Annotated in this window: 23 protein-coding genes; 6 read left to right on the top strand and 17 right to left on the bottom strand. The window is 43.5% G+C overall.

Annotated elements, in window-relative coordinates:
- Nucleotides 1-127 precede the first annotated feature (127 nt).
- Complete coding sequence (gene gyrB / locus RMY31_RS00695; RefSeq protein ID WP_322656770.1) at nucleotides 128-2,068, bottom strand: DNA topoisomerase (ATP-hydrolyzing) subunit B; 1,941 nt, start codon at nucleotides 2,066-2,068, stop codon at nucleotides 128-130.
- A gap of 442 nt (nucleotides 2,069-2,510) precedes the next feature.
- On the opposite strand from gyrB, the gene miaA reads away from it, so the two are divergent.
- Complete coding sequence (gene miaA, locus RMY31_RS00690; RefSeq protein ID WP_322656769.1) at nucleotides 2,511-3,449, top strand: tRNA (adenosine(37)-N6)-dimethylallyltransferase MiaA; 939 nt, start codon at nucleotides 2,511-2,513, stop codon at nucleotides 3,447-3,449.
- On the opposite strand, the gene RMY31_RS00685 is transcribed toward miaA, so the two are convergent.
- A complete protein-coding gene (locus RMY31_RS00685; RefSeq protein ID WP_322656768.1) occupies nucleotides 3,442-4,152 on the bottom strand; it encodes a Uma2 family endonuclease in 711 nt (236 codons plus the stop codon). The genes miaA and RMY31_RS00685 overlap by 8 nt on opposite strands.
- A 133-nt stretch (nucleotides 4,153-4,285) precedes the next feature.
- On the opposite strand from RMY31_RS00685, the gene RMY31_RS00680 reads away from it, so the two are divergent.
- The 3 genes from RMY31_RS00680 to RMY31_RS00670 all read left to right on the top strand — a co-directional run bounded on the left by RMY31_RS00680 (nucleotide 4,286) and on the right by RMY31_RS00670 (nucleotide 7,911).
- A complete protein-coding gene (locus RMY31_RS00680) occupies nucleotides 4,286-4,804 on the top strand; it encodes a WG repeat-containing protein (protein WP_409877033.1) in 519 nt (172 codons plus the stop codon).
- Between the two features lie 235 nt (nucleotides 4,805-5,039).
- Nucleotides 5,040-6,512, top strand: a complete 1,473-nt coding sequence (gene glcD, locus RMY31_RS00675; protein WP_322656767.1) for a glycolate oxidase subunit GlcD — start codon at nucleotides 5,040-5,042, stop codon at nucleotides 6,510-6,512.
- 157 nt (nucleotides 6,513-6,669) lie between these two features.
- Entirely contained in the window at nucleotides 6,670-7,911 is a 1,242-nt protein-coding gene (locus RMY31_RS00670; RefSeq protein ID WP_322657070.1) for a glycoside hydrolase family 10 protein, read from the top strand.
- A 45-nt stretch (nucleotides 7,912-7,956) separates the two neighbouring features.
- Here RMY31_RS00670 and RMY31_RS00665 read toward each other — a convergent pair whose 3' ends face one another.
- The 5 genes from RMY31_RS00665 to RMY31_RS00645 form a co-directional block, all read right to left on the bottom strand.
- Nucleotides 7,957-8,406, bottom strand: a complete 450-nt coding sequence (locus RMY31_RS00665) for an SRPBCC family protein (protein ID WP_322656766.1) — start codon at nucleotides 8,404-8,406, stop codon at nucleotides 7,957-7,959.
- A 19-nt stretch (nucleotides 8,407-8,425) separates the two neighbouring features.
- Nucleotides 8,426-8,614, bottom strand: a complete 189-nt coding sequence (locus tag RMY31_RS00660) for a CPXCG motif-containing cysteine-rich protein (protein WP_322657069.1) — start codon at nucleotides 8,612-8,614, stop codon at nucleotides 8,426-8,428.
- 92 nt (nucleotides 8,615-8,706) lie between these two features.
- The gene (locus tag RMY31_RS00655; protein WP_322656765.1) at nucleotides 8,707-10,377 is read right to left on the bottom strand and encodes a radical SAM protein; all 1,671 of its coding nucleotides are present in this window, start codon (nucleotides 10,375-10,377) and stop codon (nucleotides 8,707-8,709) included.
- Nucleotides 10,378-10,397: 20 nt separating this feature from the next.
- Nucleotides 10,398-10,652, bottom strand: coding sequence for a SemiSWEET transporter (locus tag RMY31_RS00650; protein WP_322656764.1), 255 nt, complete (start codon nucleotides 10,650-10,652; stop codon nucleotides 10,398-10,400).
- 160 nt (nucleotides 10,653-10,812) lie between these two features.
- Nucleotides 10,813-10,977 (bottom strand): hypothetical protein, encoded by a 165-nt coding sequence (locus tag RMY31_RS00645; protein WP_409877032.1) that lies wholly within the window; start codon nucleotides 10,975-10,977, stop codon nucleotides 10,813-10,815.
- Between the two features lie 183 nt (nucleotides 10,978-11,160).
- Here RMY31_RS00645 and RMY31_RS00640 point away from each other — a divergent pair, with 183 nt between their 5' ends.
- Entirely contained in the window at nucleotides 11,161-11,925 is a 765-nt protein-coding gene (locus RMY31_RS00640; RefSeq protein ID WP_322656763.1) for an ABC transporter ATP-binding protein, read from the top strand.
- Between the two features lie 164 nt (nucleotides 11,926-12,089).
- On the opposite strand, the gene RMY31_RS00635 is transcribed toward RMY31_RS00640, so the two are convergent.
- A complete protein-coding gene (locus RMY31_RS00635) occupies nucleotides 12,090-12,554 on the bottom strand; it encodes a cupin domain-containing protein (protein ID WP_409877031.1) in 465 nt (154 codons plus the stop codon).
- A 144-nt stretch (nucleotides 12,555-12,698) separates the two neighbouring features.
- Complete coding sequence (locus RMY31_RS00630) at nucleotides 12,699-15,110, bottom strand: glycoside hydrolase family 65 protein (protein WP_322663162.1); 2,412 nt, start codon at nucleotides 15,108-15,110, stop codon at nucleotides 12,699-12,701.
- A gap of 558 nt (nucleotides 15,111-15,668) precedes the next feature.
- On the opposite strand from RMY31_RS00630, the gene RMY31_RS00625 reads away from it, so the two are divergent.
- A complete protein-coding gene (locus RMY31_RS00625; RefSeq protein WP_322663158.1) occupies nucleotides 15,669-16,022 on the top strand; it encodes a Spx/MgsR family RNA polymerase-binding regulatory protein in 354 nt (117 codons plus the stop codon).
- Nucleotides 16,023-16,065: 43 nt separating this feature from the next.
- Here RMY31_RS00625 and RMY31_RS00620 read toward each other — a convergent pair whose 3' ends face one another.
- The 8 genes from RMY31_RS00620 to RMY31_RS00585 all read right to left on the bottom strand — a co-directional run bounded on the left by RMY31_RS00620 (nucleotide 16,066) and on the right by RMY31_RS00585 (nucleotide 24,195).
- Nucleotides 16,066-16,194 carry a hypothetical protein gene (locus RMY31_RS00620; protein ID WP_409877030.1) on the bottom strand — a complete coding sequence of 43 codons (129 nt, stop codon included), beginning with the start codon at nucleotides 16,192-16,194 and terminating at the stop codon, nucleotides 16,066-16,068.
- A gap of 113 nt (nucleotides 16,195-16,307) precedes the next feature.
- Entirely contained in the window at nucleotides 16,308-18,569 is a 2,262-nt protein-coding gene (locus RMY31_RS00615) for a peptidase domain-containing ABC transporter (RefSeq protein WP_322663156.1), read from the bottom strand.
- A gap of 6 nt (nucleotides 18,570-18,575) precedes the next feature.
- A complete protein-coding gene (locus RMY31_RS00610; protein WP_322663154.1) occupies nucleotides 18,576-19,157 on the bottom strand; it encodes a hypothetical protein in 582 nt (193 codons plus the stop codon).
- A gap of 62 nt (nucleotides 19,158-19,219) precedes the next feature.
- Nucleotides 19,220-22,546 (bottom strand): type 2 lanthipeptide synthetase LanM family protein, encoded by a 3,327-nt coding sequence (locus tag RMY31_RS00605; RefSeq protein ID WP_322663152.1) that lies wholly within the window; start codon nucleotides 22,544-22,546, stop codon nucleotides 19,220-19,222.
- Between the two features lie 139 nt (nucleotides 22,547-22,685).
- Nucleotides 22,686-22,946: a Nif11-like leader peptide family natural product precursor gene (locus RMY31_RS00600; protein WP_322663150.1), complete on the bottom strand. Its 261-nt coding sequence runs from the start codon at nucleotides 22,944-22,946 to the stop codon at nucleotides 22,686-22,688.
- Between the two features lie 72 nt (nucleotides 22,947-23,018).
- Nucleotides 23,019-23,285: a Nif11-like leader peptide family natural product precursor gene (locus RMY31_RS00595; RefSeq protein WP_322663148.1), complete on the bottom strand. Its 267-nt coding sequence runs from the start codon at nucleotides 23,283-23,285 to the stop codon at nucleotides 23,019-23,021.
- 230 nt (nucleotides 23,286-23,515) lie between these two features.
- The gene (locus tag RMY31_RS00590) at nucleotides 23,516-23,779 is read right to left on the bottom strand and encodes a Nif11-like leader peptide family natural product precursor (RefSeq protein ID WP_322663146.1); all 264 of its coding nucleotides are present in this window, start codon (nucleotides 23,777-23,779) and stop codon (nucleotides 23,516-23,518) included.
- A 155-nt stretch (nucleotides 23,780-23,934) separates the two neighbouring features.
- Nucleotides 23,935-24,195, bottom strand: coding sequence for a Nif11-like leader peptide family natural product precursor (locus RMY31_RS00585; protein ID WP_322663145.1), 261 nt, complete (start codon nucleotides 24,193-24,195; stop codon nucleotides 23,935-23,937).
- Between the last annotated feature and the right edge of the window lie 420 nt (nucleotides 24,196-24,615).

The raw sequence follows: 24,615 nt of genomic DNA, 5'->3' as shown, positions 1-24,615 counted from the left end.
CAGCCTAACGACATAGTTTGAAAATATAAAAATTAATGGGTAATTAGTTTTACCAATTACCCATTACCAATTAATTACCAACTTCACTATAATTGAACATCAGCCTAAGTTGTTATGAGCTTGATATTTAGATATCTAAATCTGTGAAGTTGAGTTTAGAACCGTAGGTTTCAATGAATTCGCGTCTAGGTGCAACACGATCGCCCATTAAAATTGTGAAAATGCGATCGGCTTCTGCTGCATCTTCTATTTCCACTTGCTTAAGGGTGCGCCTAGCCGGATCCATGGTGGTTTCCCAAAGTTGTGCTGGCATCATTTCACCTAAGCCTTTGAAGCGTTGGATAGTGTAGTTGGCGTTGCTGGGTAATGTGGCTAGGTGCTGTTGCAGTTCGCGTTCGTCATAACAATATTTTGGCTCACTACGTCCCCGTTCTACTTTAAATAATGGCGGGCAAGCAATATATATGAAACCTTCTTCGATGAGCGATCGCTGATATCTATAGAAGAAGGTTAACAGTAGTGTCCGAATGTGTGCCCCATCTACGTCAGCATCAGTCATGATGACTATGCGATGATAGCGCAGTTGGGAGGAGTCGAATTCCTCGCCTTTAACACCTAAACCGAGGGCTGTAATTAGCGCCTGAACTTCATTATTTTTATAGATTTTCGCGTCGTCAGTTTTCTCGATATTAAGGATTTTACCGCGTAGGGGTAGGATTGCTTGGGTACGGCGATCGCGTCCTTGTTTGGCACTACCACCTGCTGAGTCGCCTTCCACGATGTAGATTTCCGACTCGCTGGGGTCGCGAGAACTGCAATCTGCCAATTTACCAGGCAATGGCGAAGATTCCAGTACGGATTTACGCCGTACTAATTCCCGCGCATGACGGGCGGCTTCTGCGGCTTTGAAGGCTTGGATAGCTTTATCCAAGATTGAGTCTGCTATACCAGGGTGAAATTCTAGGTACTCGGTGAGAACTTCTCCCACCAGAGAATCGACAATTCCCCGCACTTCGGTGTTACCGAGTTTGGTTTTGGTTTGCCCTTCAAATTCTGGATCGGGGACTTTAACAGAAATTACTGCTGTCAAACCTTCGCGGACGTGTTCGCCACTGAGGTTGGGTTCATTTTCTTTAATTTTATTGCGCTTGCGGGCGATCGCATTTAAAGTCCGAGTTAGAACTGCCTTTAAACCTTCTAAGTGCGTACCACCGTCAACTGTACGAATATTATTGGCAAAACCCAGCACATTGTCTGTGTAAGCATCAGTACACCATTGCAAAGAAACTTCCACTTGTACGTTGTTACGTTCTCCCTGCACGTAGATAATTTCTTCATGCAGTGGCTGCTTCTCACGGTTCATGTAAGCGATATATTCTTTGATGCCACCTTTATATTCGTAGCTTTCTACTTTGGGTGTATCGCTTTTCAGTAGTTCTAAACGATGGTCGGTAAAGGTAATTTTGACACCTGCGTTCAGATATGCCAACTCTCGCAGACGACCTGATAAAGTGATGTAATCGAACTCAATCCCAGTACTGAAAATTTGGGTATCTGGCTTGAAGGTGACAGAAGTCCCTGTTCTTGCTTCTTTATAAGGCTTTACTTGCAAATCGGTCGTTGGGATACCTCGTTCATAGCGCTGGGTATGAACTTTTTTATCCCGCCAAACTGTAACTTCTACAATCTCAGACAGGGCGTTAACTACAGAAATCCCAACCCCGTGCAATCCTCCTGAAACTTTGTAACCACCGCCGCCAAACTTACCTCCGGCGTGTAGTACCGTCATCACCGTTTCTAAAGCTGATTTTCCCGTGCGCGAGTGGGTATCGGTAGGAATACCCCGACCATCATCTGTTACAGTCACGGAACCATCAGCATTGATATCTACCTCTATATGGGTGCAATAACCCGCTAAAGCTTCATCAATAGAGTTATCTACCACCTCGTAAACTAGATGATGGAGTCCTCGCGGACCTGTAGTACCGATGTACATCCCCGGTCGTTTGCGGACGGCTTCCAGACCTTCCAGAACTTGAATCTGATCGGCACTGTAACTGCTCGTCATGTAAATTCTCCTGATGCGTGGGGTTAAAGTCGCCCAATGGCAAAAAAGTTAAAACACACCAAAATTATAACACAAAAGCCTTAATGGCGACTGTAGGGCAATTTTATGGGAAGTTTGGGTAGGGGATGTACTCCCTGAAGTTTTTTGAATAATTGCCTCAAAATTTCAGATTTCATATGTATAACTATCTGTCATAAAAGTTGTGCTAATAAGTGATGTTGAAATTGCCTATAGTGAAAAAAAGTAAAAAAGGCACCAAAATTTTAACACAGAAGCTCTGCGGGAGATTGGAGGGCAATTTTATGAGAAGTTTATACAGGGGTTGTAGTCCTGGGGAGTGTGGACAAGGGAGACAAGGGAGATAATTTCCTACTCCTGCCTTCTGCTTTCTGACAACCAATGACTGACAACTGTACAGACGCGATTAATCGCATCTCTACTAATGACTAAATTGATTGTGATTTGTGGGGCGACGGCGACGGGTAAGTCAGGCTTGGCTTTGGATTTAGCTATGCGGCTGGGTTCTGTAATTCTGAGTGCTGATTCTCGTCAAGTTTACCGTGAGTTTGATATTGGTACAGCTAAACCAACATTGGCAGAACAAAAATTAGTTCCACACTATCTAATAGATATCTGCGCTCCAACAGACATAATGACGGTAGCAGACTACCAAGAGCAAGCACAAGCTTTAATTAATTCTCCCCCATCTTCCGCATCCCCCCATCCCCCACTCCTCATGGTTGGCGGCACTGGTTTATACATACGTTCTATTGTTCAAGGGATGAAGATTCCTAGGGTAGCACCGCATCAAGAATTGCGATCGCAACTCGAATCTCTCGGTCAAATTCAACTCTACCCAATGTTACAACAAGTCGATCCTGTTGCCGCACACAAGATTCATGCTAACGATATAGTGCGGACTTTACGAGCATTAGAGGTGTTTTATATTACTGGAAAACCTATTTCAGAACAGCAAGGGGAGAATCCACCGGATTACCCGATTTTGCAAATTGGATTAGATTGTGATGTGGAAAAGTTGGGCGATGTTTCCGACGGGCTACGCCTACGCATTCACAAGCGTACTGAGCAAATGATAGCAGATGGCTTAGTAGCTGAAGTAGAATATCTTTGCAAAAAATACGGTGTTGATTTACCTTTATTGAACACTTTGGGATATCAAGAAATCAAGCAATATTTAGCTGAGGATATTTCTTTAGATGAAGCAAAAGAATTAATCGTTTTACATACACGACAATTTGCCAAGCGACAACGCACTTGGTTTCGTGCATATCCACAAATTGAATGGTTTGATGCCAACGATCCCAATTTGTTAGAGAAAGTTTGGCAACGCGTACAAAACTTCCTCGACAATTCTAACTGAGAGTATCGGGATCGATCCCCAATGCTCGTAATCTTTCTGCTAGTAATTGGGCGCGTTGTTCAGCTTGTTCAGCACGTTGTCTTTCTTGTTCAGCGCGTTCATCTCCAGTTGTGAGAACAGTTCCATCCTGGTAGCACCAGCGTAACCAAACATCCTGTCTACCTTCAAATTCACCTTGCCATAAAGTTACACCTAAACCAACTTGTTCTAACCAAGTTTCTGAAGTTTCAAAGTAACGCATTCCTCTTAGTTCATAAATGCGTAGTGCTTGTTCTCCTAGTTGCTGGGTAGGGTCATATAAGATGTAGTAACTAGCCCGCATTTGTTCATAAATTTTTAATTTTTTTCCTAGCTCATCACCTTCTTTGTTAGAGACAATTTCAACGACAACTTCTGGAGGTTTGCCAAATCGCCAAACCATATAACAACGATTTTGCTTTTCCCACCAATTTTGAGGTAGTTGAACATCTAAGCTGAGAAAAACATCAGGTACAATGGCGGGTTGAAGGTCAGTATAGTAAACACCGACATTTGCTTCGGCTAAAAAAGTCTGGTTTTGCAGGGAACTGTAAAGAGAACCAACTAAAAGGCGTTGTTGTTTGGCAGATGCGAAATTGTCCACAGGCGTATCATCTTCGGTGACAAGCAGGTTGGCATCTGGCACATAGAAATCATCATCATTGATTAAAAGTTGCTCAACCATGACTTTATCCACTATTTGAGAGTGTTATTTCTAGATTAGTTGATTGAAGATAAGAAAGTATTTAGCAGTAAGGATACTGCTATAGGGTGGGTTGTGCCAAAATCTACAGAAAGTGGTCTGTAGCATCAGCATCATGATTGGATATATACTGCGACAGCGTTACAAAATTGTAGATAAATTGGGATCTGGGGGGTTTGGGGAAACCTATCTGGCTGAATACCCACAGGATTTACCCATCAGCCCCAAGTATAAATGTGTTGTCAAGCGGCTTATCAGACCCCAGTTTGACGTAGCTCGCGACTTTCCCGAAGGACTAGCAGCAGTTAATATTGGTGGGCGAGAGAGCTTATTTGGTGGTGAAAGTGGTGGTAAGTGGGGCTATATTGACAAGAATGGGCAGTTAGTTATCCCGCTGAATTTTTACAATGTCAGAGCATTTTCAGAAGGACTAGCTGCGGTTGTAGCCATACATAAGCTACTTGGCATAGGAGGACAAAAGACTTACCCAAAGTGGGGTTATATCGACAAGATGGGATCTTGGGTAATCAGACCCCAGTTTGATATGGCTTATTCCTTTCACAAAGGAGAAGCAAAAGTCGAAATTGATGGACAGGAACGGCTTATCAACAAAACAGGAAGATTTATTTATTAGTCTGTGACGGATGTTGTAAAACCTGGTGAGATACTTCTAAGTTTTAGCTTACCTAGCCTCAGTTCATATCCTAGACAAACAAACATCAGTCATAATGATCGCCTCCTAAACCTTAAACTGAATACAGAAGATAGGAGCGATCGCCCCTCATTTACCCTAAACTGCTATTCTTGCAACAATAGTAATTACAGCTATACCAACCAGCCTGTAACATCTCCCTTTAACTATAAAAACTATGCTTACTGAAGATAAAAAACAACGTAACTGGAAACCTATTATCAAGGCATTCGAGGCTGTACTTAGTAAAAATGGTGTAGTGCAACGCCGCGAGGAACTCATTACCTATGAGTGCGATGGTTTAACTAGCTATCGCCAACGTCCGGCTTTGGTTGTGTTACCCAGAACTACAGAACAAGTGGCTGCGGTGGTGAAGATATGCAACCAATACTCTGTCCCTTTCATAGCACGGGGTTCTGGCACTGGTCTATCAGGTGGCGCTTTACCATCGGAAGATTCTGTTTTAATTGTCACTTCACTAATGCGGCAAATCCTCAGCGTTGATTTGGATAATCAGCGCATTGTCGTGCAGCCAGGAGTAATTAATAGTTGGGTAACGCAAACTGTCAGCGGTGCTGGATTTTACTACGCACCTGACCCTTCTAGCCAAATTATTTGCTCTGTTGGGGGTAATGTTGCTGAAAACTCTGGCGGAGTACATTGCTTAAAGTATGGTGTCACCACTAACCATGTTTTAGGATTAAGAATTGTTACGCCGGAAGGAGAAATTATCGATTTAGGCGGACAAATCCCGGAAATGCCTGGTTATGACTTAACGGGTATATTTGTCGGTTCTGAAGGTACGTTAGGTATCGCTACAGAAATTACTCTACGAATTCTTAAGAGTGCAGAATCAATTTGCGTACTGTTAGCAGATTTTACAAGCATTGAAGCTGCTGGGGCAACTGTTTCTGATATTATCAGCGCGGGAATTATTCCCGGCGGTATGGAAATGATGGACAACTTCAGCATTAATGCTGTTGAAGATGTTGTAGCAACAAATTGTTATCCCCGCGACGCGACAGCCATTCTAATAATAGAAATTGATGGTTTAGATGTGGAAGTCGAAGGAAATAAACAGCGAATTACGGAAATTTGTAAAAAGAATGGTGCGCGTAGTGTCACTTCTGCTAGTGACCCGGAAACCAGATTTAAATTGTGGAAAGGGCGTAAAGCTGCTTTTGCTGCGGCTGGACATTTAAGCCCAGATTATTATGTCCAAGATGGTGTGATTCCCCGGACTCAATTACCATATGTTCTTCACGAAATTTCCAAATTAAGTGAACAATATGGTTATCGTATTGCTAATGTATTTCATGCTGGTGATGGCAATCTTCACCCACTCATTCTTTATGATAATTCCGTACCTGGAGCATTAGAGCAAGTAGAAGAAGTCGGGGCGCAAATTCTCAAACTTTGTGTCAGAGTTGGCGGCAGTATTTCTGGAGAGCATGGTATTGGCGCAGATAAAAAATGCTATATGCCAGAGATGTTTAGCGCTGTTGATTTAGAAACTATGCAATGGGTACGGCAAGTATTTAATCCTAGAGGTTTAGCAAATCCTGAGAAAATATTTCCTACACCCCGTACTTGTGGTGAAGCAGCAAATGCCGCAAGTACCAAGCAGTTTGAAGGAGTGGAAAGATTTTAATTTTACATGTGAATAATGACTGTTAATAGTGAACATTATCATCGAGATAATGTGTGATTTTCCTGTGTGTAGTTTATGATATCTTTACATAATCCGGAGAAATGCTAATTTACTTTGTAGTAATAAGTATTCCTCCAAAATGAATTCAAAGCCACAAATGAATTGGTTGACTAGAAGTGGTTTTATCTACTTGCTGTGCTTGGACTTAATACTATGCTTAACAGCCTTTTCAGTCCCTTCACTCTCAGGTTATTACCAACAAAAGAGCTTACCAACTACAACAGAAATCCGTGGTGTTTGGCTAACTAATGTTGCCAGTGGTGTACTATTTGTACCTTGGGGAATTGACCATGCTATCAATCAATTATCGGCACTTAACTTTAATACGGTCTATCCTGTTGTTTGGAACCGAGGACATACCTTTTACAAAAGTGCTGTTGCTCAAATTGTTACAGGTTCAGATGCTCAACCTTTTTTGAATTTAATGCACGGTGGACAGGATGTTTTAGCAAAGCTAGTTAAGCTTGCTAAACCTCAAGATTTAAGTGTCATTCCCTGGTTTGAATACGGTTTCATGACACCGTTTGATTCAGAATTAGCAAGGCGTTATCCTGACTGGTTAACAAAAGGGCAACAAGGTATAAACTCTATCAAAGAAACCCCGTTGGAAGAAGTGGACAATGGCTTGACAAATAAGCAAGCTTGGCTGAATCCTTTACATCCAGAGGTTCAGAACTTTATTCTCAAGCTGGTTGTGGAAGTCGTTAGCAATTATGATGTAGACGGTATTCAGTTTGATGACCACTTTGGAATGCCAACACAGTTTGGCTATGACTCTTTTACTATCGACCTTTACCGCCAAGAACATCAAGGCAAAAGTCCTCCAACTAATCCATTTAACTCAGAATGGATGCGTTGGCGAGCAAACAAAATTACTGATTTCATGGCAGAAATCTACCAAGCCGTGAAAGCAGTTAAATCTAATGCCAAAATATCACTGTCCCCCAACTCACAGACTTTTGCTTACAAATACTACTTGCAAGACTGGGAAAGTTGGGTAAAAAAAGGTTTGATAGACGAGTTAATTTTGCAGGTATATCGAAATGATAAAAGCAGTTTTATTGCTGAATTGCAAAAACCAGCGTTAGAATTTGCTCGTACTCAAATTCCTGTAGGCATTGGTATCTCAACGGGAACATTACGTAATCCTGTAGAAATTGCTCAAATTCGAGAACAAGTGCAGATAGTGCGCGATCGCTCTTTTGTTGGCATATCCTTTTTTTACTGGGAAAGTTTGTGGGGTTACATCGCACCCGAATCACCCCGACAGCGACGCAGGGTTTTTCTGGAGATGTTTGCCAATAAAGCTATCAGACCTTTACCGCAGTCTAGGAAATGACTAAGTTACGGCATCCAAGACGGCAACTCCCTCACAAAATACGAATTATTTTGACTCGCACTCCCGTTTCGTTATGTAGTGTCGGTAGCGAAACATTGCTTCTAGTTGTGCTTGGACTAACCAACCGCCGATAAATTCAACTGTTCCTCCACCAGGCATAGAAAAGGAAATCGCATCAGTCAACCTAGTTTTACCATCTTGCGGTTCAAACTGATGTCGATGTACCCAAGACTCAAAAGGCCCAGATATTTGTGTATCGGTAAACAAGCGATATTGTTCGCATTCAGTATGGCGCGCTAACCAAGTTAAGGGTAATGGGCCTAGAAATAATCGAAATTCTGTGATAGCACCCACTTCCAATCCTCCTTCACGGCGGACTACTTGAACTGGTTGCCAAGGGGGATTTAGTAGTTGCAAAATATCTGTTCTTTCGTGAAATTTCCAAACTACTTCTGGCGGCGCATTAATTGTTGAGGAATGTGTAAAGTGCAGCATGGAAAGAAAAACCTAAATTTTAGCCTTCGTATTCGGTATCGATTTCGATATCTAGGGTGTCTTCATCAACCCGCACATATAAAATGTTTGGATTACAGCAAACTTGACAATCTTCTACATAAGATTGTTGTAACCCAGCACTCAAATCAATAAAAGTTAAGTTAGGTTCGCCACAATAGGCGCAGTAATACTCAGATGTTGTTTGCATCAAGTTTTTAGCTATAAATTTATCGGTACTGGGGACTGTGGACTGGGTATTAATATATTTCATATGTCCCGTTTTAAAGCCTCTTCCATATTTCAATTTGCAACCCAGTCCTTAATTCCTAATCCCCAATCCCCAGTCCCTTGTTGAGATGATTGGAAATGACTGGTAGCATCAGCCAAATGCTTTAGTAGTGTAGACTGTGGTAGAGGCCCTTGCAAGTGACTCCAGGGTAGAACTTGCTCTGTTGACCAGTTGGCATGGACGTAGAAATCTAAATCGGGAAGTTGGCCTTTGAGTTGCTTGAAAGCACGTTTGTAGCTGCCTAAAGAATCGCCAAAGTTGCGAGTAAGTTCTAAAAAATGCGAGAGTCGGCGATCGCCTCTGGATAACAAAGCTTGGATTATTGACCAATTATAGCTTTCTGGGCGAAAATCTATCCCTTGGGGTTTTAGCTGTTTTTGTAATAATTGCAACCGCTTTTCTGCTTGCTTATTCACTCCAAACCATTGAAACGGTGTATGTGCTTTGGGAACAAAAGTGCTGCATCCCAGTGTTAAGCGTAATCCTGGTGCAGCTTTTTTGATATTACGCATCATTGCCACAGTTTGCTCTAAATCTTCTGGTTCTTCACCAGGAATTCCTACCATCCCGTAGAGTTTCAAGCCTGACAATCCACCAGCTTTGGCATTTGCTGCCGCTTGGATGATTTCGTCATTATGCAGCTTTTTGTTGACGATTTGCCGCAATTTTTCTGAACCACTTTCGACAGCAATTGTAAGCGATCGCGTGTCTCGTTGTGCTAAAGTTTTGGCTAGCTGTACTGTTACTGTATTTGTTCGTACCGAAGCAATACTCAGACGGACATCATCGTATTTTGGCTGATTAATATAGTCTAGTAATACTTCAAATTCTGGATGCTGGGTAACAGAAGCGCCCAATAATCCTAGACGATTTGTAACTTCTAAACCTCTATCAATAGCTGGAATTAACGAACCTTCCAAACTTGCTGTTCTAAAAGGCAATGTCAGATAACTAGCCAGACAAAAACGGCACATTTCTGGACAACTTCTTACCACTTCCACCATGTAAATATTTTCCCAAGCAGCATTTTGGGTAACAACAGTTGATGCTGATAAAGTATTTCCCCGATAAGTCTGCTTTTGCACCAATGTAGGAATTTCTGGTGAAATTGGTTTAATTGACTTGACTGCACCATCTATTGCTTGATATTCCACTTCGTACATACTCGGAACATAAATTCCTGGTATTTGTGCAAGTGTTTTTAGTTGAGTTTGTCTAGAAGCATTTCTGACATCTTTATACGCTTCAATGAAATTCCCTAGGAGGTTTTCGCCATCTCCTAACAAAATTACATCGAAAAAATCTGCAAAAGGTTCGGGGTTAGCAGTGAGAACAGGACCACCACCAAAAATTATCGGATGAGAATCATCGCGTGAAGTTGTCCGAATCGGAATTTCTAAAGATTCCAGTAAATTTAAAATATTCACATAATCCAGTTCCCAAGAAATAGAAAATCCGATTATTTCTGGCTTTCTGGGTAGTTGTTCGTGAATATCGGTAAATAGGCGGCTAACCTGCACATCATCGCGCATTGCCAGAGTTGCCCATACTACTTGATAGCCTAAGCTTGTGATACCCACGCTATATTCATTGGGAAAGGCAAAAATGAGTGGTATAGCGTCGTTGTTGGGGGTGGTAGGGGTAAAGAGGAGACGTTCGGAGGCAAATACAGATGATGTCACAAGTGTTTGTTATGGCAAGTTTATCTATATCTAATTTTAAGCCATAGAATAATTAAGTTAAAAACCAATGTTACACCGTTAGCAAGAATAATCGGTAACGATTGTAAATAAATTCCATAAATTAACCACAAAAAAATACCACTTATGAATGTAATCAGCGTAACCAATGAAACATCTTTTGCTGATTTTGTTTGCCAAGTTTTCAACATTTGTGGCAGAAAAGAGATTGTGGTTATTGTGGCAGCAGCTAATCCTAAAATTGTTAAAAAATCCATTAGATAATTTTTTAGGTTATTTATAGTTTAATGTAAAACTCAAAAATCTACAGAAAATATGTGCTATAATCAGTAAATATATCAAATTTTTAAAAAGTATTGAGCTATAAAAATACTATTTCTTGAAACTAAAAATAAATGCCGATTTAGGTTATTTATTTCAATGTTCCAAGTTATTGTTTAGAGCAATAGACTGAATTAGCGGCATAGGAGAAATAAAACAAGCCGAACGCGATCGCCTCCTAAAGCATCCAATCCAAATATTAGGTGTTGGCTTTGGCAGTAGTGCGATCGCGTTTGGTATAATCGTCAAACACATCGACAAAATTAACCACCCGCTAACAGCAATATCTCATCACAATCTACCAATCCTTTTTATGCCTCTTTGTTTGTAAGTATTGTGGCTACATTCTTGTTTATCGCTTTAGGTTGGCTGATAACTCAAAAACAAGTGAGACAAGTAGGAAAGAATTAATAAGTATTACTAATAAATAATCACTAAATCTTTATGGCAAACACTATTTCAATTACCGATTCTTTAGTTCCTAATTCTGTACCAAAATCAGCCATTATTCGCTTAGAAAGTATATATAAAATCTACGGTAGTGGCGAAACAGAAGTACGAGCATTGAATGATGTCAACTTAATTGTGGAACAGGGTGAATATTGTTCAATTATGGGGCCTTCTGGTTCGGGTAAATCCACAGCCATGAATATTATCGGCTGTCTAGATCGCCCCACTGGCGGACATTATTATCTAGATAACGTCGATGTAGCACAGATGAACGATAAAGAATTGGCACACATTCGTAACAAGAAATTGGGGTTTGTGTTCCAACAATTTCACCTGTTACCCCAACTGACAGCATTAGAAAATGTGATGCTGCCAATGGTGTACGCTGATATCGATCCTAGCGAAAGACGCGATCGCGCCGCAGAAGCGCTCAAACGAGTAGGTTTAGCCAATCGCCTTAACAACAAACCAACACAACTATCTGGCGGACAACAACAAAGGGTAGCGATCGCTCGGGCCATTGTCAACCGTCCCGTTGTCCTCTTAGCCGATGAACCCACTGGCGCACTTGATTCCCGCACCACTCAAGAAGTATTAGAAATATTTAACGAACTTAATGGCAGTGGAATCACGGTTGTCATGGTTACTCATGAACCTGACGTTGCCCGTCAAACCAAGCGCATCGTTTGGTTTCGCGATGGACAAGTAGTACACTCAAACTTGACTCCAGCCGACTTAAAGCAGTTGGTGACATCATGAGTGATTAAATATTTTTATTCAATATCCTCTACTATTCCACCCACAACAGCACGTGCCTCCACTGGGTTTAGGCGAACAACAAAGAGTATGACTCCCTATAACTTTCGACATCATCAGTCAAGGTTTATATACTCAACCAGCAGTAATAGTAACACCATCGATAATTAAATCTCTACTGGCTCTTGATCGAATTTCCGCATCAATTCTACAAGAGCATCTCGGTCTGGAGTTTGCCCATCTTTGAGGAGTTCAGCTAACCCTTCAAAATACTGTTCGCGTTCTCCTGCTGGACAAAACATGATTAATAATTTTGCAGGCTGAGTTCCGCGGTTAGCGAATGTATGAGGTGTATTACGTGGAACTAACACAAATGCCCCTGGTTGCCCTTGTACTATCTGATTGCCAACTTGAATTTCTACTTCTCCTTCTAAAACGTAAAACATTTCTTCCATTTGTCGATGAATATGCAGTACCGGAGCAGTTCCACCTGGTTGTATTAAGTTTTCAAATAATCCCAAGTGGCCGTGAGTGTCAGCACCAACTACCTTAAATGTTATTTCACTATTACCAGTAATTAGATGATTACCTTGTCCTGGTGCTAATATAATTTCTTTAAGTGGTAAAGTCATTAACACTCCTACTATAATTTGATGTTTAACAGTTTCTTCAATCAGTCAGCATTACGTTATATTTGTATTTTGTTAAACACTATAAACTTGAACATCATTCAATAAGTAAGTTTTTTACACCACAGGAGTTTAGCACTCACACTTTCAGTCTAGATGAATGCCGATCGAGGTGCCGGGTTGCACATTTGCAACTTGTCCCTGACAGATAATCTTTACTGATTCCCTGTTATCAGGAGCGGCTGTAATGCCCAAATGCTTTGCCGTAATCTCAATTTGCAGATCGTTGCCCTGATGATTCAAGTTAACGCGCAGCCGATTGAGGTGTGCTGGAAACGATGGCTGGAGGTAGAGAATTGCATCACGGGCGCACAAGCCAAGGTAGCAATGATGTAGCATATGTAGCGTACCTGCCATTGCACCTAAATGGATTCCTGTTTCAGTACCAGAACCGTCTCTATGGGAGCAATCTGTGAACAGTGCCTGTGTAAATAGCTGCCAGGAAGTATCGCAATCGAGCGTCGCCGTTGCCCCTGCATAAATAAGACGGGACAAGCTGGATTCATGGGTAGTGCGCTGGAGGTGGTAGGCGATCGTGCGCTGCATCTGCTCTTGGTCAAAAGCGTATCCTAACCGTTTTAAAAGGGCTGTCAGTTCCATTTCGCTTAGTAGAAAGAATAAAACAGCGACATCAGCTTGTTTAGCGATTTGATAGCGATTGATATCGTCGCCCTCTGCCTTTAGAACCCACTCAATTCTTTGCTTGCCGTGCTGCTCGTGGAATTGCTCTACATCAAACGCTTGCAGGCGCTCAAACCCTTCGTACTGGCTTAGAATCCCATCATCGTGGAAGCTGACATACATCTTGCGGCTTACAACATCCCACTGGTCAATCTCATCCTGGTGCAGTTCTAATACATGGCAAAGTTCAGCCCGACGGGAGGGTGATAGTCGACCGAGTGCCTCCCGCGCCCGGCAAAGAGTCCAGACAGCCATCAAATTGGTGTAAGTGTTGTTGTTAATGCCGGGAGTTTCCGCCTCTGGATACGTTGTGTGGTATTCGTCTGAACCCACGACACCCAGAATTTCATAGCGATCGCGCTTAGGATTATAGGTGGCGATACTCGAAAAGAAACGGGCAATTTCAATTAGCAGTTCAGCGCCCCAATCGCTCAAGAACACTTGGTCATTGGTCGTGATGTAGTACTGCCAAACCGTGTAGGCAACGATCGCCCCAATGTGACGTTGCAAAAAGGTGTTGTCTGGCATCCACTGCCCTGAAAGGAGATTGAACTGAAAGCGGGGAGTCTCTTCGCGTCCGGTGCTGGCACTACGCCAAGGAAACATGGCACCCCGGTAACCGTGCTGGCGTGCCAATTGTCGGGCTTCATTTAGCCGACGATAGCGGTACAGCAAAATAGAACGCACGATCGCCGGAAACCGACAAGACAAGAACGCTAGTACAAAAGTTTCATCCCAGAAAATGTGTCCGCGATAATCTTCCCCGTGCCAGCCCCGTGCCGGGATGCCCACATCCAAGTCAACGGTATGGGGTGAGACGGTTTGCAGCACGTGAAAGATGTGCATTCGGGCTGCTTCCAGGTATTTCACAGGGTCGAGGTCAAAGTCGCAGCGAAGCCAAAGCCGCTCCCAAGCTCGCTGATGTGCTTTGAGCAGCTCGGCAAAATTGGGAGCCTGTTGGATTGCCAATTGTGCGGCTTCTGTGCTTTGGGCGATCGCCGGATCGCGTGAGGTGTAAAGGGCGGCAATTTTTTCGATCGCAACTGTTGCACCACGCTCAACCTGCACCTGTATTCGCTCTGCAACTTGAGCTTCATCACAGTCGCGAATTTGGGCTGCATTAACCTCATGTCCGTTCGCAGCGACGCGAGTTCGGGCTGCCATTGCGATGTCAATGTGAGATTGGCAGGTACGCATTGTCAACCAAATTCCTTCTGGTAGCGCTCCAGTTGCTACTGGCTCTAAATGTTGCTTATTGAACGGCGCATAGCGATCGACATTGTTGTTAGTAACGCGTCCATCGATCGCCGAACGAATTTCTAAGTTGCCTGACCAATTCTCTGGCGTTAGTTCAATGTGCAGCCCAGCAAGATGCGGTCGATCCATGCTGACAAAGCGCTGTTCTTGCAGCGTTGTTTCCCGTCCCTGGCGATCGCGAAATTGCACTTCACGCCTGAGAAGACCCTGCCGCAACTGCAAAATCTGGCGATAGGCAAGAATCTCAACCGCGTCGAGCGAAAACCACTCACCACCATCAATCCGAAACGTCAGCGACAACCAGTTGGGCAAATTGACAATTGACTCGTCATCCACTTCTTCGCCATTGACTTGACTGACCAAGCGATTGTAGAGACCTGCCCGATATGTACCAGGGTAGTGAACTTCATCGGCTGTGGCCTCCGGTGCGGCTGCACGGGTGACAAAATAACCGTTTCCCAGGGCGCATAGGGCTTCCCGCCGGCCTTCTTTTTCTGGGTCGTAGCCCTCAAAGACGATGCTCCAAGGATCGTCCGAGGGGTGAGAGTTACTAGGAGACATGGGCATGTTGGATGAGTTGTTCAAATAGGGCTTTTAGCTGCGATCGCTTTGGGTAGGCGGGTTGGGAACCATACTCGGTCAATGATGTCTGCGCTCCTAGATTCAATGGACAAACCCTGCTGAAACTGCCAATAGATTCACCAGACAATTAGACAGGTTGCTTGGTCAATTAAACAATTTTCTAAGGGTGCAGGTCATCTAACTGGAGTTAAATAAGTCTAACAATACTCGGAGATTTGGATCGTTTTGCTTGGTTCTGTTTCGGAACCTGGAAATAGCACAGACACCAAGGGAAACACGACATAGCTACCGAGGTGTGAGAAATCAAAGACCTCTGTTCCATCCCGCTAATACACTTGCAGCATGAAGCGGATTTTAAGCAGGGATTGCTCCGGCGGTCGAGCATTACACATTAGTTGCAAGAGCTATCGCGGTCAATAATATTTACGGTGAACCCCATCAATAGGATTTAGCAGCTATAAACTCAAGAACAGAAGCATGGGTGGCAGAAGTTACACCAGCCAATGTATATATGGAGATTGTTGCTTAAACAAATTTATGTCCATTCAAGTTTACGGAATTCCCAACTGCGGCACTTGCAAAAAAGCTTTGACGTGGCTCCAACACAACAAAATTGACTATGAGTTCATTAACACGAAAGAAACTTCGCCGGATCGCGAGCAAATCCAAAACTGGGTGAATTCTTTGGGTTCTGCTTCCATGCGAAATACCTCTGGCCAATCCTACCGCGCTTTAGGAGATGAAAAGAAGACTTGGACTGATGAACAGTGGATTGACGCATTCACTAAAGACGCAATGCTGCTCAAACGCCCAGTTTTCGTCAAAGATGGAACGGCAGTGCTAGTAGGCTTTAGAGATGAGGTAGTAGTTACAGCAAAATTAGGGCTTTAATTTAGACTGGTTGCTCTAACTGTTGATTCCCAGCAAATTACAGCTAGATTGGCATGTACATTGTTGTGAAGTGCGATCGCCACAAATAAACTTTCAGACTGATAATCTGTAATTTTTGAGAAAGTTTCACATCATGCACACACATTACTATTAGCCATAAATTCAATGACATCTCCAAGATTAAAGTTTAAACAGTGGTGGGGAATAGCTGTCCATTAAAGAATTATTTAAAGTGGTTATTTAGCTCTCTTTTCCTCATTACTGAATCGGCGTTTTAGCATTTTTTTATACTTTGACTTCACCAAAATCCAAACTACGAATTAGTGAAGCATAATGTCCATCCAGATGTAGAAGTTCCTCATGGGAACCTTGTTCAACAATTCTCCCTCGATCGAGGACTAAAATTGTATCTGCATTGCGGATAGTACTCAATCGATGAGCGATCGCAATCCGCGTACATGAGATGTGATGCAAATTCTGTTCGATCGAGCTCTCAGTTACTACATCAAGATGGCTGGTTGCTTCATCCAGTAAAAGAATAGCAGGTTGGTGAGCGAAAGCACGCGCTAGTGATAACCGTTGGCGTTGTCCTCCCGATAAACCACTGCCTCCTTCAGCAACTCTTGTTTCATAACCCATAGGCATTTGCATAATATCATCGTGGATAGCCGCAAGCTCTGCCGCTGCCACGATCTGCTCAAGGGAAAGGCTGGGATCGTTAATGCTGATATTTTGACGAATTGAACCGCTAAAAAGGAATGGCTCCTGAAGTACTACCCCAAATTGACTACGCAATGTGCGCCAGTTTAATGCCTGCAAGGGCATCCCATCATACAAGATTTCGCCTTCCGTTGGTAAGTAAAGTCCAAGTAAAAGTTTAGCTAGTGTACTTTTTCCCGATCCAGAACGACCTACTAAAGCTATTTTTTGTCCAGGTTCGATACTAAGTGAGATATTGTGTAAGACTGATGGGGCATTTCGATCGTAACGGAAGCTAACCCGATCTAATTCAATTCGACCTGTTAGTCGTGGTGCAGTTTGAACTTTTTGCAACTTCTGCTCCGACTCGGCTGTAAGAACATCAGTCAGCCGCTCAAGATGTGCGTCTACTAATTGTAAACGCTGACCGTTTGATACCAGCGAGGACAGGGGCATTAAGAAGGATGCGGCGATCGCATTTAACGCTAGCATTGTCCCTAAGCTCATACTTCCATCTAGCACATACAGCGCTCCCACCCATAACAAGACAAGCGGTGAGAAAGATCGCAGCGATAGCATTGCTGTGTCAACCAGTGCACCTAAATGATTGCGTTGTAGCGAGACATTCAATTGCTTGAAAAATAAATTAGACCAGTATTCAAAGGCACGGTCTTCACTTCCACACGCCTTGAGCGTCAGGATTCCTGTTAATGCTTCGACTAAGTAACTTTGAGACTCTGCCTGAGCTAACAAATCGCGTTGCATTAGGTCATGGACTCGGTTGGTTGTGCCAAATAAGAGCATCACCTGAAGCAGTCCGACGATCGAAACAACGACCCCAAAAGCAGGTTCTTGAACAAACAGTAAGATCAGGTACCCCAACACAAACGTACCATCTAAGATGATTGATAGCGTCTGACTAGTGAGCGTTTCTCGAATCATGGCGTTGCTCCCCAAGCGCATCAAGAGATCGCCAACTGTACGTTGCTCGAAAAAGCGAAAGGGAAGTGTGAGCAAGTGTTCAAAGAAACCGAGCATTAAGCGGGTATCTATGCGTGCTTGTAAATAAATCAGCAACGCGGCTCGTAAATAACTCGTTACCATTTGCGCGAGAACGAGAATCATCATCCCCAGCCCCAGGATTGGCATGACATCGGTGATGTGAAGCGGCAAGATGCGATCGACAACTACTTTAGTCAAAATGGGTAGCGCTAGCCCAAGTATTTGTAAAAGGAGAGAGGTACTGAGGATTTGCAACAACAAGCCGGGTGTATGCAATATGTATTCAAGCAAGTAGTCCCACCACGATAATTGAGCTTTTGTCCGGCGGTATTGGAATTGCACTCCTGGCTCGAAAGTCAATACCACCCCTGTAAAGCCCTCATGGAATCGATCCACAGTTAATTTGCGTCGTCCGCAGCTTGGATCGACAATTTCAACGGACTTCGATGACCAACGTTCCACAACTATGAAATGCTCGAAGTTCCAATACACAATTGCTGGTAGATGGACATATTTAAAATCGGCAAGTTCTTCTAGGGAGTATGCTTTTACACGCAATCCATAGGCACGGGCAGTTCTGGCAATTGTCTGTGCAGTTACACCATCTCGACTAATGCCCATAAACTCTCGACATTCAGCAACCTGAGTCTGTCTGCCATAATAACTAAGAATCATTGCTAGGCAAGCTGCACCACATTCAACAGCATTTAGTTGTAGTCTGATGGGAACTCGACGTTGATAATGCTGCAAAAACCGCCAACGAACAGGTGAGATGAGATATTTTAGTCGCCAGCCGATCGCCTCAAGCGGTAAATACATTTGTTGTACTTTCTTAAGAACATTCATAGTTGCTTATTTAAAGAACTGCCCAATTAGCGGTAACAGAGATATGATGCGTTGCGAACCAACTTCAGCTTTGGCATCACCGACACTACCTAGATATGCAGAAGCAGACAAATTTTCGGGTATTGGCTCTAATTGTGCGATCGCTACTGCACTTGGCCCAGCGATTTGCTGTACAATCTGCGAGTTGAGCGCAAATTGTTTTTGGATAGCATCAGGGCTAATAATCTCCGGTTCAACGGCAATAATGGAATGGCTGAAGCGATCGCCCCTAGCATCAAAATTCAAAAACAATTTCTGGGTAGTTCGCAAACTTGAAAAATGTTGAGGCGGGAAAAAAGCAGCGACAACAATACCTTCATGAGTGCCTTTTTTACTTTTCCAGTGAACAACAACGGCTGAACCAGAAGCATACACGGGCACTTTAGTAAACCAAGCGATGATGCTACTCATCACCAGCAACCCTAACAGGAACCACAAATAAATAAACGTGCGTGGAGAAACCAGTCGTGGCAAAATGGACTTTTCTCTGCCTTCTAGATAGCGACGAACAGCATCTTCACGAAAGATTGAGCGACGTGAGTCTTTCATGTTGTTTATCTGGTGACTTGTAATTAGTGGGAGTTGCTTAAGGCGATCGCTCTCAAAAGCGTTTACTCCCACAGCAACACTGAAGGTAATTGCTCTGGTTGTGCTAGGCGAAGTAGCTGATAACCAATTCCGGCTGTTCCTGGGAAGAAGCCAGGATTAAATACAGAATTAGGTAAATTGGGAAACAGTTGATATGCTCCAGTGCGCTGGGCTTTAGCCACAACATTGGTCGCATTCTGGAAAGCAGCCTGATACCAATCAGGACGAGAGCAGCGCTGGGCACCAACTAACAGCACTTCAACGCGACCCAGATTGCCACAGCAGAGATGATCGATGACTTGCAATGCATAGCGCTGAGTGGTTTGCAGAGCTATTTCAATCTCGCGTTCAATTTCAGATGTTTTGACAATCTCGAAACTGCCTAAGCGTGCCAATCCAATTCCGGCTGCGCCATGACACCACTGAGTTGGAAAGACAGGCTGCCCTGTTTGTGCTAATCCACGGAAGTCGGGCCAGTTGGCGTTGGAGTTGGAAAAAACGCTGCGCTCATACTCAATCCCTTCTAAGGCGGCTTCTAAGTAGTTGCAGTCTTGGGTAACAGCGTAAAGTTGAAGCAGCGCATAGGAGATACCTGCGGCTCCGTGGGAGAAGCCTGTAAAGGGCATTTCACCAATGGTCAACCAAGCTTTAGGCGCACCTTCATGGCTGACTTGGTGGGTGAGTAAATGCTGTCCGCAGGCGATCGCTTTTTCCAATACTGTTGCTTGTTTTGTTACTCCATAAAGAGACAATAGCCCTAATATGGCTCCAGCAGCTCCGCTGATAATATCCAAATATTTATCCGCTGCAATCAGTTCCGGTGTCATCCAATCAGACAAAGCTTGAGCATCTTGCAACAGCGTTTCATCGCCAAGGAATTGGCTGATTTTGACGAAAGTATAGATCGTAGAACCCAAACCTGATGCACCCCCAATTCCCATGAGGCGAGCTTTTCGCTGCTGAGATTCTGGGTCGATTTGGATCTGGCTACGTAAGGATTGTAATGTCTGCAATGTCAAATTACGGAAACGTAACTCACCAGATACCTGAGAGAGTGCAGCGAGAAACAAAGCAACTCCACAGCGTCCGTCATAAAGACTGTCGTTTAACACTTGTAGTTGGAATCGTTCTGCCTCCGGGATATAGACTAAGCCAATCCAGTTAACGCTACCATCGGGGTCGGGAATGGCTCTGGCTTCGAGTTCAGTAGCGATCGCCTTAGCTTCCTCAATCAACTGTTGTGAGTTCAGCACTGGTAATGATTCTACATCCCATCCCTCGTTTTTGCTTGAGGTTTGCGCCATCTTGGCGTAGTAGGAGCCTTGAATGATAGCGACTTGTCGGGACAGGTCAGTTTCATCAAGGGCTTGCAATTGACTTAGAACCTGCTGGTAACTAGGTTGCTTGAAGTAGTGCCCAATAGCTTGATTGCTGCCTACACTCAACTCATCACTACCAGCGCTAGCTGTGAAAAAAGGAATGTCTAACTGTTCCATAGCTTGCAGTTCCGCAGTCAGGATTGGCCAGGCATGGGGTTTTTCCTGAGCGACCAGAAAGGCATAACTGAGGCGATCGAGTTCAATGCTATAGTCTGCCCCGTTTTTCAGGTAATCGGGTGCCCACGCGTTTTGCAAGATAGTACCGTAAATCTGGGTAGCGCGGAAGATAAAGCGGACTTGTTGATTTTGCATGGCAGCAAGTGGACTGTCTGGAGCCAGCAGTCTATCTTTGTTTACCATTAAAAAACGACACATCTGCTCAAATCCGGCAGCGATTTGTACCTGATAATCGTTGGTAGACAAAGCGATTTCACCTAAGCGCGGTACATTTTTTTCTAGGGGAAATGGCACAGACTCATACCGTTGGTGCATATTGTCGGTATTAATCGCCTGCCAGCGAGGCATTTTCCGGGGAGCTTGCCCTGAATCGGTACTGCCCAACCCGCTAATATCATAAGCAACGCGGCGATCGCTGCTAAAGTCCCACCGGGGTAACAGTCCGGTGCGGAGTACCGAATCCCAAAGGCGTTGGGCTGCGGCTGTCTCAAACTCTTGAATAAACGGTGAATTTTCAATTAAATTTGCTTCATGATGCAACAGGGTTTCCATATCGATCAACACTAGGTGTTCGCCACTAGCGATTAAGTTTTCGCAGTGGCAATCGGTTCCCCTAAGCGCATAAAGTACACACAACAGCATCCCAGCTCGCTGATAAAAGCGTTCCGCAGCAGCTTCATCCACACAAGGTTGATGCTCAACATATTCCACCCAACCGTAACCGTTCTGGTTCAGCACCTGGATGATTTTAAAATCCAAGAGTTGGCTGTGTTGGTCGCACCAGGTCAAAAATTGGTTAAAAGCAACCTCCAACCCTAAATCCTTGGGCTTATAGACGAGTTTGAGTCCAGATTCAAAGGTGAGTAAAATGACGGTTCTGCCTTGCTTATGCGGGTCAGAAAGAGAGGTTTCAATTTCAGTAACTTTGCCTAAGCTATCAATTGTTGAGCTAAACAGGTGCAGAATATCTGTATCCTCAGCCAATCGCTGAAGAAACTCAGCCACGAACTCAACCCAAAAATTGACTGCTGTTGCCACTAACCGACCGAGGACTGGATACTTCTGGAAGAAGGTCAGCAATCCATCTTGCAGTAGTCGATAAACAAATTGGGTGTAGTGGCTTTTGCTATTACTGTCTTCCGTTTCTAGCCCCAGCAAATTGAGCAAATTCTGACCAAAGGGACGAACCTGGGAAAATTCAAAGTCCAGTGTCTTGGTGCAAAGTGCCGCCAGTCGTTGCAGTAAGCTTTGTTCTAAAGCTTGATAAGCAGCTTTTGAGAGAATCGATAAAGGAAGGGTATCTTGCGTGAGTTGCCCAGAACCGAGACGAGTCAGGAGTTGCTGTCTGGCAACTATGATGGCAGGTAAGAGAACGTCCTCGAAAGGAATAGGTTTGTCTGGATCGATTGGCAGAAATGATTCAGATGCAGACATAAACTCTGTTGCCGTTTGCATAATTTGTTGCAGGGTTTGTGCCCATTCCGGCAACGGTTGAGTGCCAGTAATTTGCACGCTTCCTAACCGAGGACGAACCGTATCGAGGTTCAAACCTTCCCACTGTAAGCGTTTTTCTAAGGTGTCCAAATTGCCCTGGGCGACAACCTGACACCAGCGATCGCATCTGCGATCGATTTCTGATTCATTTGCCTGTTCGCCATCCACAGTAAAACGCTCTGGATCGAGACGTTCCCAGAGGAAGCTAGCGTTAGCAACAATTGCGGCTAACTCTGCATGTGTGCAATTAACTGGAGGTGCGTAGGCGCAGCCTACCGTAGGCATCGATATCTGAGACATAGTGTAATTCCTGGGAATGGGAGCTAGACAAGTGCTAAATGAATCAAGTCTGCAATTGAAGTGAAAAGAAATCTGCTTTTGATTTCAAGCAATCTTACTGTCGAACTGGGATTCAACAAAGGAACTGGAGCTTGCTAGCTTATTCCGTGCAATAAACCAAGCCACATTTACAATCGGGCATTAGCCCACCGGCGACCATGAGTAAGTCAGATTCCGTCAGTGCGTGTTCCTCTAACATGAGCTTACCGACCGCCTGAGCCACACTTTCTTGGGTAAACGAGTAGCCCTTTTGTGCGCCGACAGTTGTAATCAGTTTGATGGCTTCTGCTAAGTTAATAGCTTCCTTTATTTGCTGTTGTAGTTCGGCATTTTGTAGCAGTTGTTTGATGTTCTCAATCATGAGTTTATTCTCCTTTTTGAAGTTAGATAAAATTACCTTGAGCAGATTGAAAGCTAGCCGTATAGTCTCCCGCTAAATCCAACACGAAGTATTTCTCATTTTCGTGTTGCAAGGAGGAGGCAACGCCCCAGCAATTGAGAGTAAGTCAGCTTCTGTAAGTTCATGCCCCTCTAACATCAGCCTGCTGAGCACCTGAGCTACACTCTCTTGGGTAAACGAGTAGCCCTTTTGTGCGCCGACAGATGTAATCAGTTTGATGGCTTCTGCTAAGTTGGCAGCTTCTTTAACTTGCTGTTGCAGTTGAGCATTTTGTAGCAGTTGTTTGATGTTCTCAATCATGAGTTTATTCTCCTTTTTGAAGTTCAATACCTTGAGTAAATAGAGAGCTACTTGACCTAGAAATTATTCGAGTAGCTCTGAGGTTTGTTGAAGCGCATTACTTAATGCGTATTAGTACCAGATGTTGAAATTGTCCAACCTTGGATAAATTCACAGCAGTTTCCCACTCGAACTGTTTTTTGGAAGCAATTTCACTCTCCAAATATGAGCGAATAAAAACTGAAACCGAGCTAATAACACGGGCCAAAAAAAGTCTGCCACGATGTAAAACTTTGCAAACCTCCAGCAACTGTGAGTAAGTCAGTTTCAGAAAGTTCGCGTTCTTCTAACATGAGCTTGCTGACCACTTGAACTATACTTTCCTGGGTAAAAGAATAGCCTTTTTGTGCGCCGACATTTACAATTATTTTGATAGCTTCTGCTAAGTTGGCAGCTTCTTTGATTTGCTGTTGTAGTTCAGCATTTTGTAGCAATTCTTTGATGTTGTGAATCATGAGTTTATTTTCTTGTAAATTAGGTAATCTGAGGAAATATAGAAGCGATTTTGCTGTTTATTTCTCTAAATTTCGAGCTAGGATTGAATCCGTTTCGCAAGAGCAGTCGGCGATCGCACTAAATCACACAGCTTCGCCACGTTGCCTTGAATCTATCAACAACAGCTCAAAATGCTTCCCGTTATAGAAGAAGCCCGCAATCCGCCAGCAACTGCGAGTAAGTCAGCTTCCGAGAGTTCGCGCTCTTCTAAAATTAGCCCGCCAACCACTTGAGCTATACTCTCTTGAGTAAACGAGTGACCTTTTTGTACACCTGCGGTTGTAATAAGTTTGATGACATCTGCTAAGTTTGCAGCTGCTTTGACTTGCTGTTGTAATTGAGTATTCTGTAGCAGTTCTTTGATGTTTGTAATCATGATTGTGTCCTCATTAAATTAGATAATACTGAGAAATTTACTTACCTAAAGTAACCGACTACCTCTGACCGCTCTGATGAAGCATTTGGCTTTACGTTAGTCGTGTTCAAGTAAGTAATACCAGATTCTCTTATGAATTCAAAAACGTAAATGTGGATAATTTAAGGAGTTCAATTCAATCAAATGAAGTTATAAAAAAGCTCAATTAAGGTTAAGTAAGTAAATTTAAGGATAGTAATCTTTGCCGATCCAGACTAGCTCACACTTTCAGCCAAATGAATATTGTTTAGTGAAAAAAGAGTGAGAAAGTCGCGGCGTTCATGACGAGCTTTTTGGGTATTTAAAAGCTTTAGCCTCACAAGGAGAAAAACTGCAACAACAGAAATATGATGAAAAATTTAAGGGATGTCGAGCTTAAAC

It is taken from the genome of Dendronalium sp. ChiSLP03b (genome assembly GCF_034531165.2).
GTDB classification, from domain to species: domain Bacteria; phylum Cyanobacteriota; class Cyanobacteriia; order Cyanobacteriales; family Nostocaceae; genus Dendronalium; species Dendronalium minutum.
The sequence above is the reverse complement of the archived record's forward strand: the minus strand, read 5'-3'. Positions and strand labels throughout refer to the sequence as shown.

What these genes read in the sequence shown, in the direction of transcription:
- RMY31_RS00615 (WP_322663156.1), bottom strand. Translation starts at nt 18,569, where the DNA reads ATGAATGTTCTTAAGAAAGTACAACAAATGTATTTACCGCTTGAGGCG.
- RMY31_RS00590 (WP_322663146.1), bottom strand. Translation starts at nt 23,779, where the DNA reads ATGATTCACAACATCAAAGAATTGCTACAAAATGCTGAACTACAACAG.
- RMY31_RS00660 (WP_322657069.1), bottom strand. Translation starts at nt 8,614, where the DNA reads ATGCAAACAACATCTGAGTATTACTGCGCCTATTGTGGCGAACCTAAC.
- RMY31_RS00635 (WP_409877031.1), bottom strand. Translation starts at nt 12,554, where the DNA reads ATGACTTTACCACTTAAAGAAATTATATTAGCACCAGGACAAGGTAAT.
- RMY31_RS00670 (WP_322657070.1), top strand. Translation starts at nt 6,670, where the DNA reads ATGAATTGGTTGACTAGAAGTGGTTTTATCTACTTGCTGTGCTTGGAC.
- RMY31_RS00595 (WP_322663148.1), bottom strand. Translation starts at nt 23,285, where the DNA reads ATGATTGAGAACATCAAACAACTGCTACAAAATGCTCAACTGCAACAG.
- RMY31_RS00650 (WP_322656764.1), bottom strand. Translation starts at nt 10,652, where the DNA reads ATGGATTTTTTAACAATTTTAGGATTAGCTGCTGCCACAATAACCACA.
- RMY31_RS00620 (WP_409877030.1), bottom strand. Translation starts at nt 16,194, where the DNA reads ATGTCATTGAATTTATGGCTAATAGTAATGTGTGTGCATGATGTGAAA.
- RMY31_RS00685 (WP_322656768.1), bottom strand. Translation starts at nt 4,152, where the DNA reads ATGGTTGAGCAACTTTTAATCAATGATGATGATTTCTATGTGCCAGAT.
- RMY31_RS00610 (WP_322663154.1), bottom strand. Translation starts at nt 19,157, where the DNA reads ATGAAAGACTCACGTCGCTCAATCTTTCGTGAAGATGCTGTTCGTCGC.
- RMY31_RS00605 (WP_322663152.1), bottom strand. Translation starts at nt 22,546, where the DNA reads ATGTCTCAGATATCGATGCCTACGGTAGGCTGCGCCTACGCACCTCCA.
- RMY31_RS00585 (WP_322663145.1), bottom strand. Translation starts at nt 24,195, where the DNA reads ATGATTACAAACATCAAAGAACTGCTACAGAATACTCAATTACAACAG.
- miaA (WP_322656769.1), top strand. Translation starts at nt 2,511, where the DNA reads ATGACTAAATTGATTGTGATTTGTGGGGCGACGGCGACGGGTAAGTCA.
- RMY31_RS00665 (WP_322656766.1), bottom strand. Translation starts at nt 8,406, where the DNA reads ATGCTGCACTTTACACATTCCTCAACAATTAATGCGCCGCCAGAAGTA.
- RMY31_RS00680 (WP_409877033.1), top strand. Translation starts at nt 4,286, where the DNA reads ATGATTGGATATATACTGCGACAGCGTTACAAAATTGTAGATAAATTG.
- RMY31_RS00600 (WP_322663150.1), bottom strand. Translation starts at nt 22,946, where the DNA reads ATGATTGAGAACATCAAACAACTGCTACAAAATGCCGAACTACAACAG.
- glcD (WP_322656767.1), top strand. Translation starts at nt 5,040, where the DNA reads ATGCTTACTGAAGATAAAAAACAACGTAACTGGAAACCTATTATCAAG.
- RMY31_RS00625 (WP_322663158.1), top strand. Translation starts at nt 15,669, where the DNA reads ATGTCCATTCAAGTTTACGGAATTCCCAACTGCGGCACTTGCAAAAAA.
- RMY31_RS00630 (WP_322663162.1), bottom strand. Translation starts at nt 15,110, where the DNA reads ATGTCTCCTAGTAACTCTCACCCCTCGGACGATCCTTGGAGCATCGTC.
- gyrB (WP_322656770.1), bottom strand. Translation starts at nt 2,068, where the DNA reads ATGACGAGCAGTTACAGTGCCGATCAGATTCAAGTTCTGGAAGGTCTG.
- RMY31_RS00640 (WP_322656763.1), top strand. Translation starts at nt 11,161, where the DNA reads ATGGCAAACACTATTTCAATTACCGATTCTTTAGTTCCTAATTCTGTA.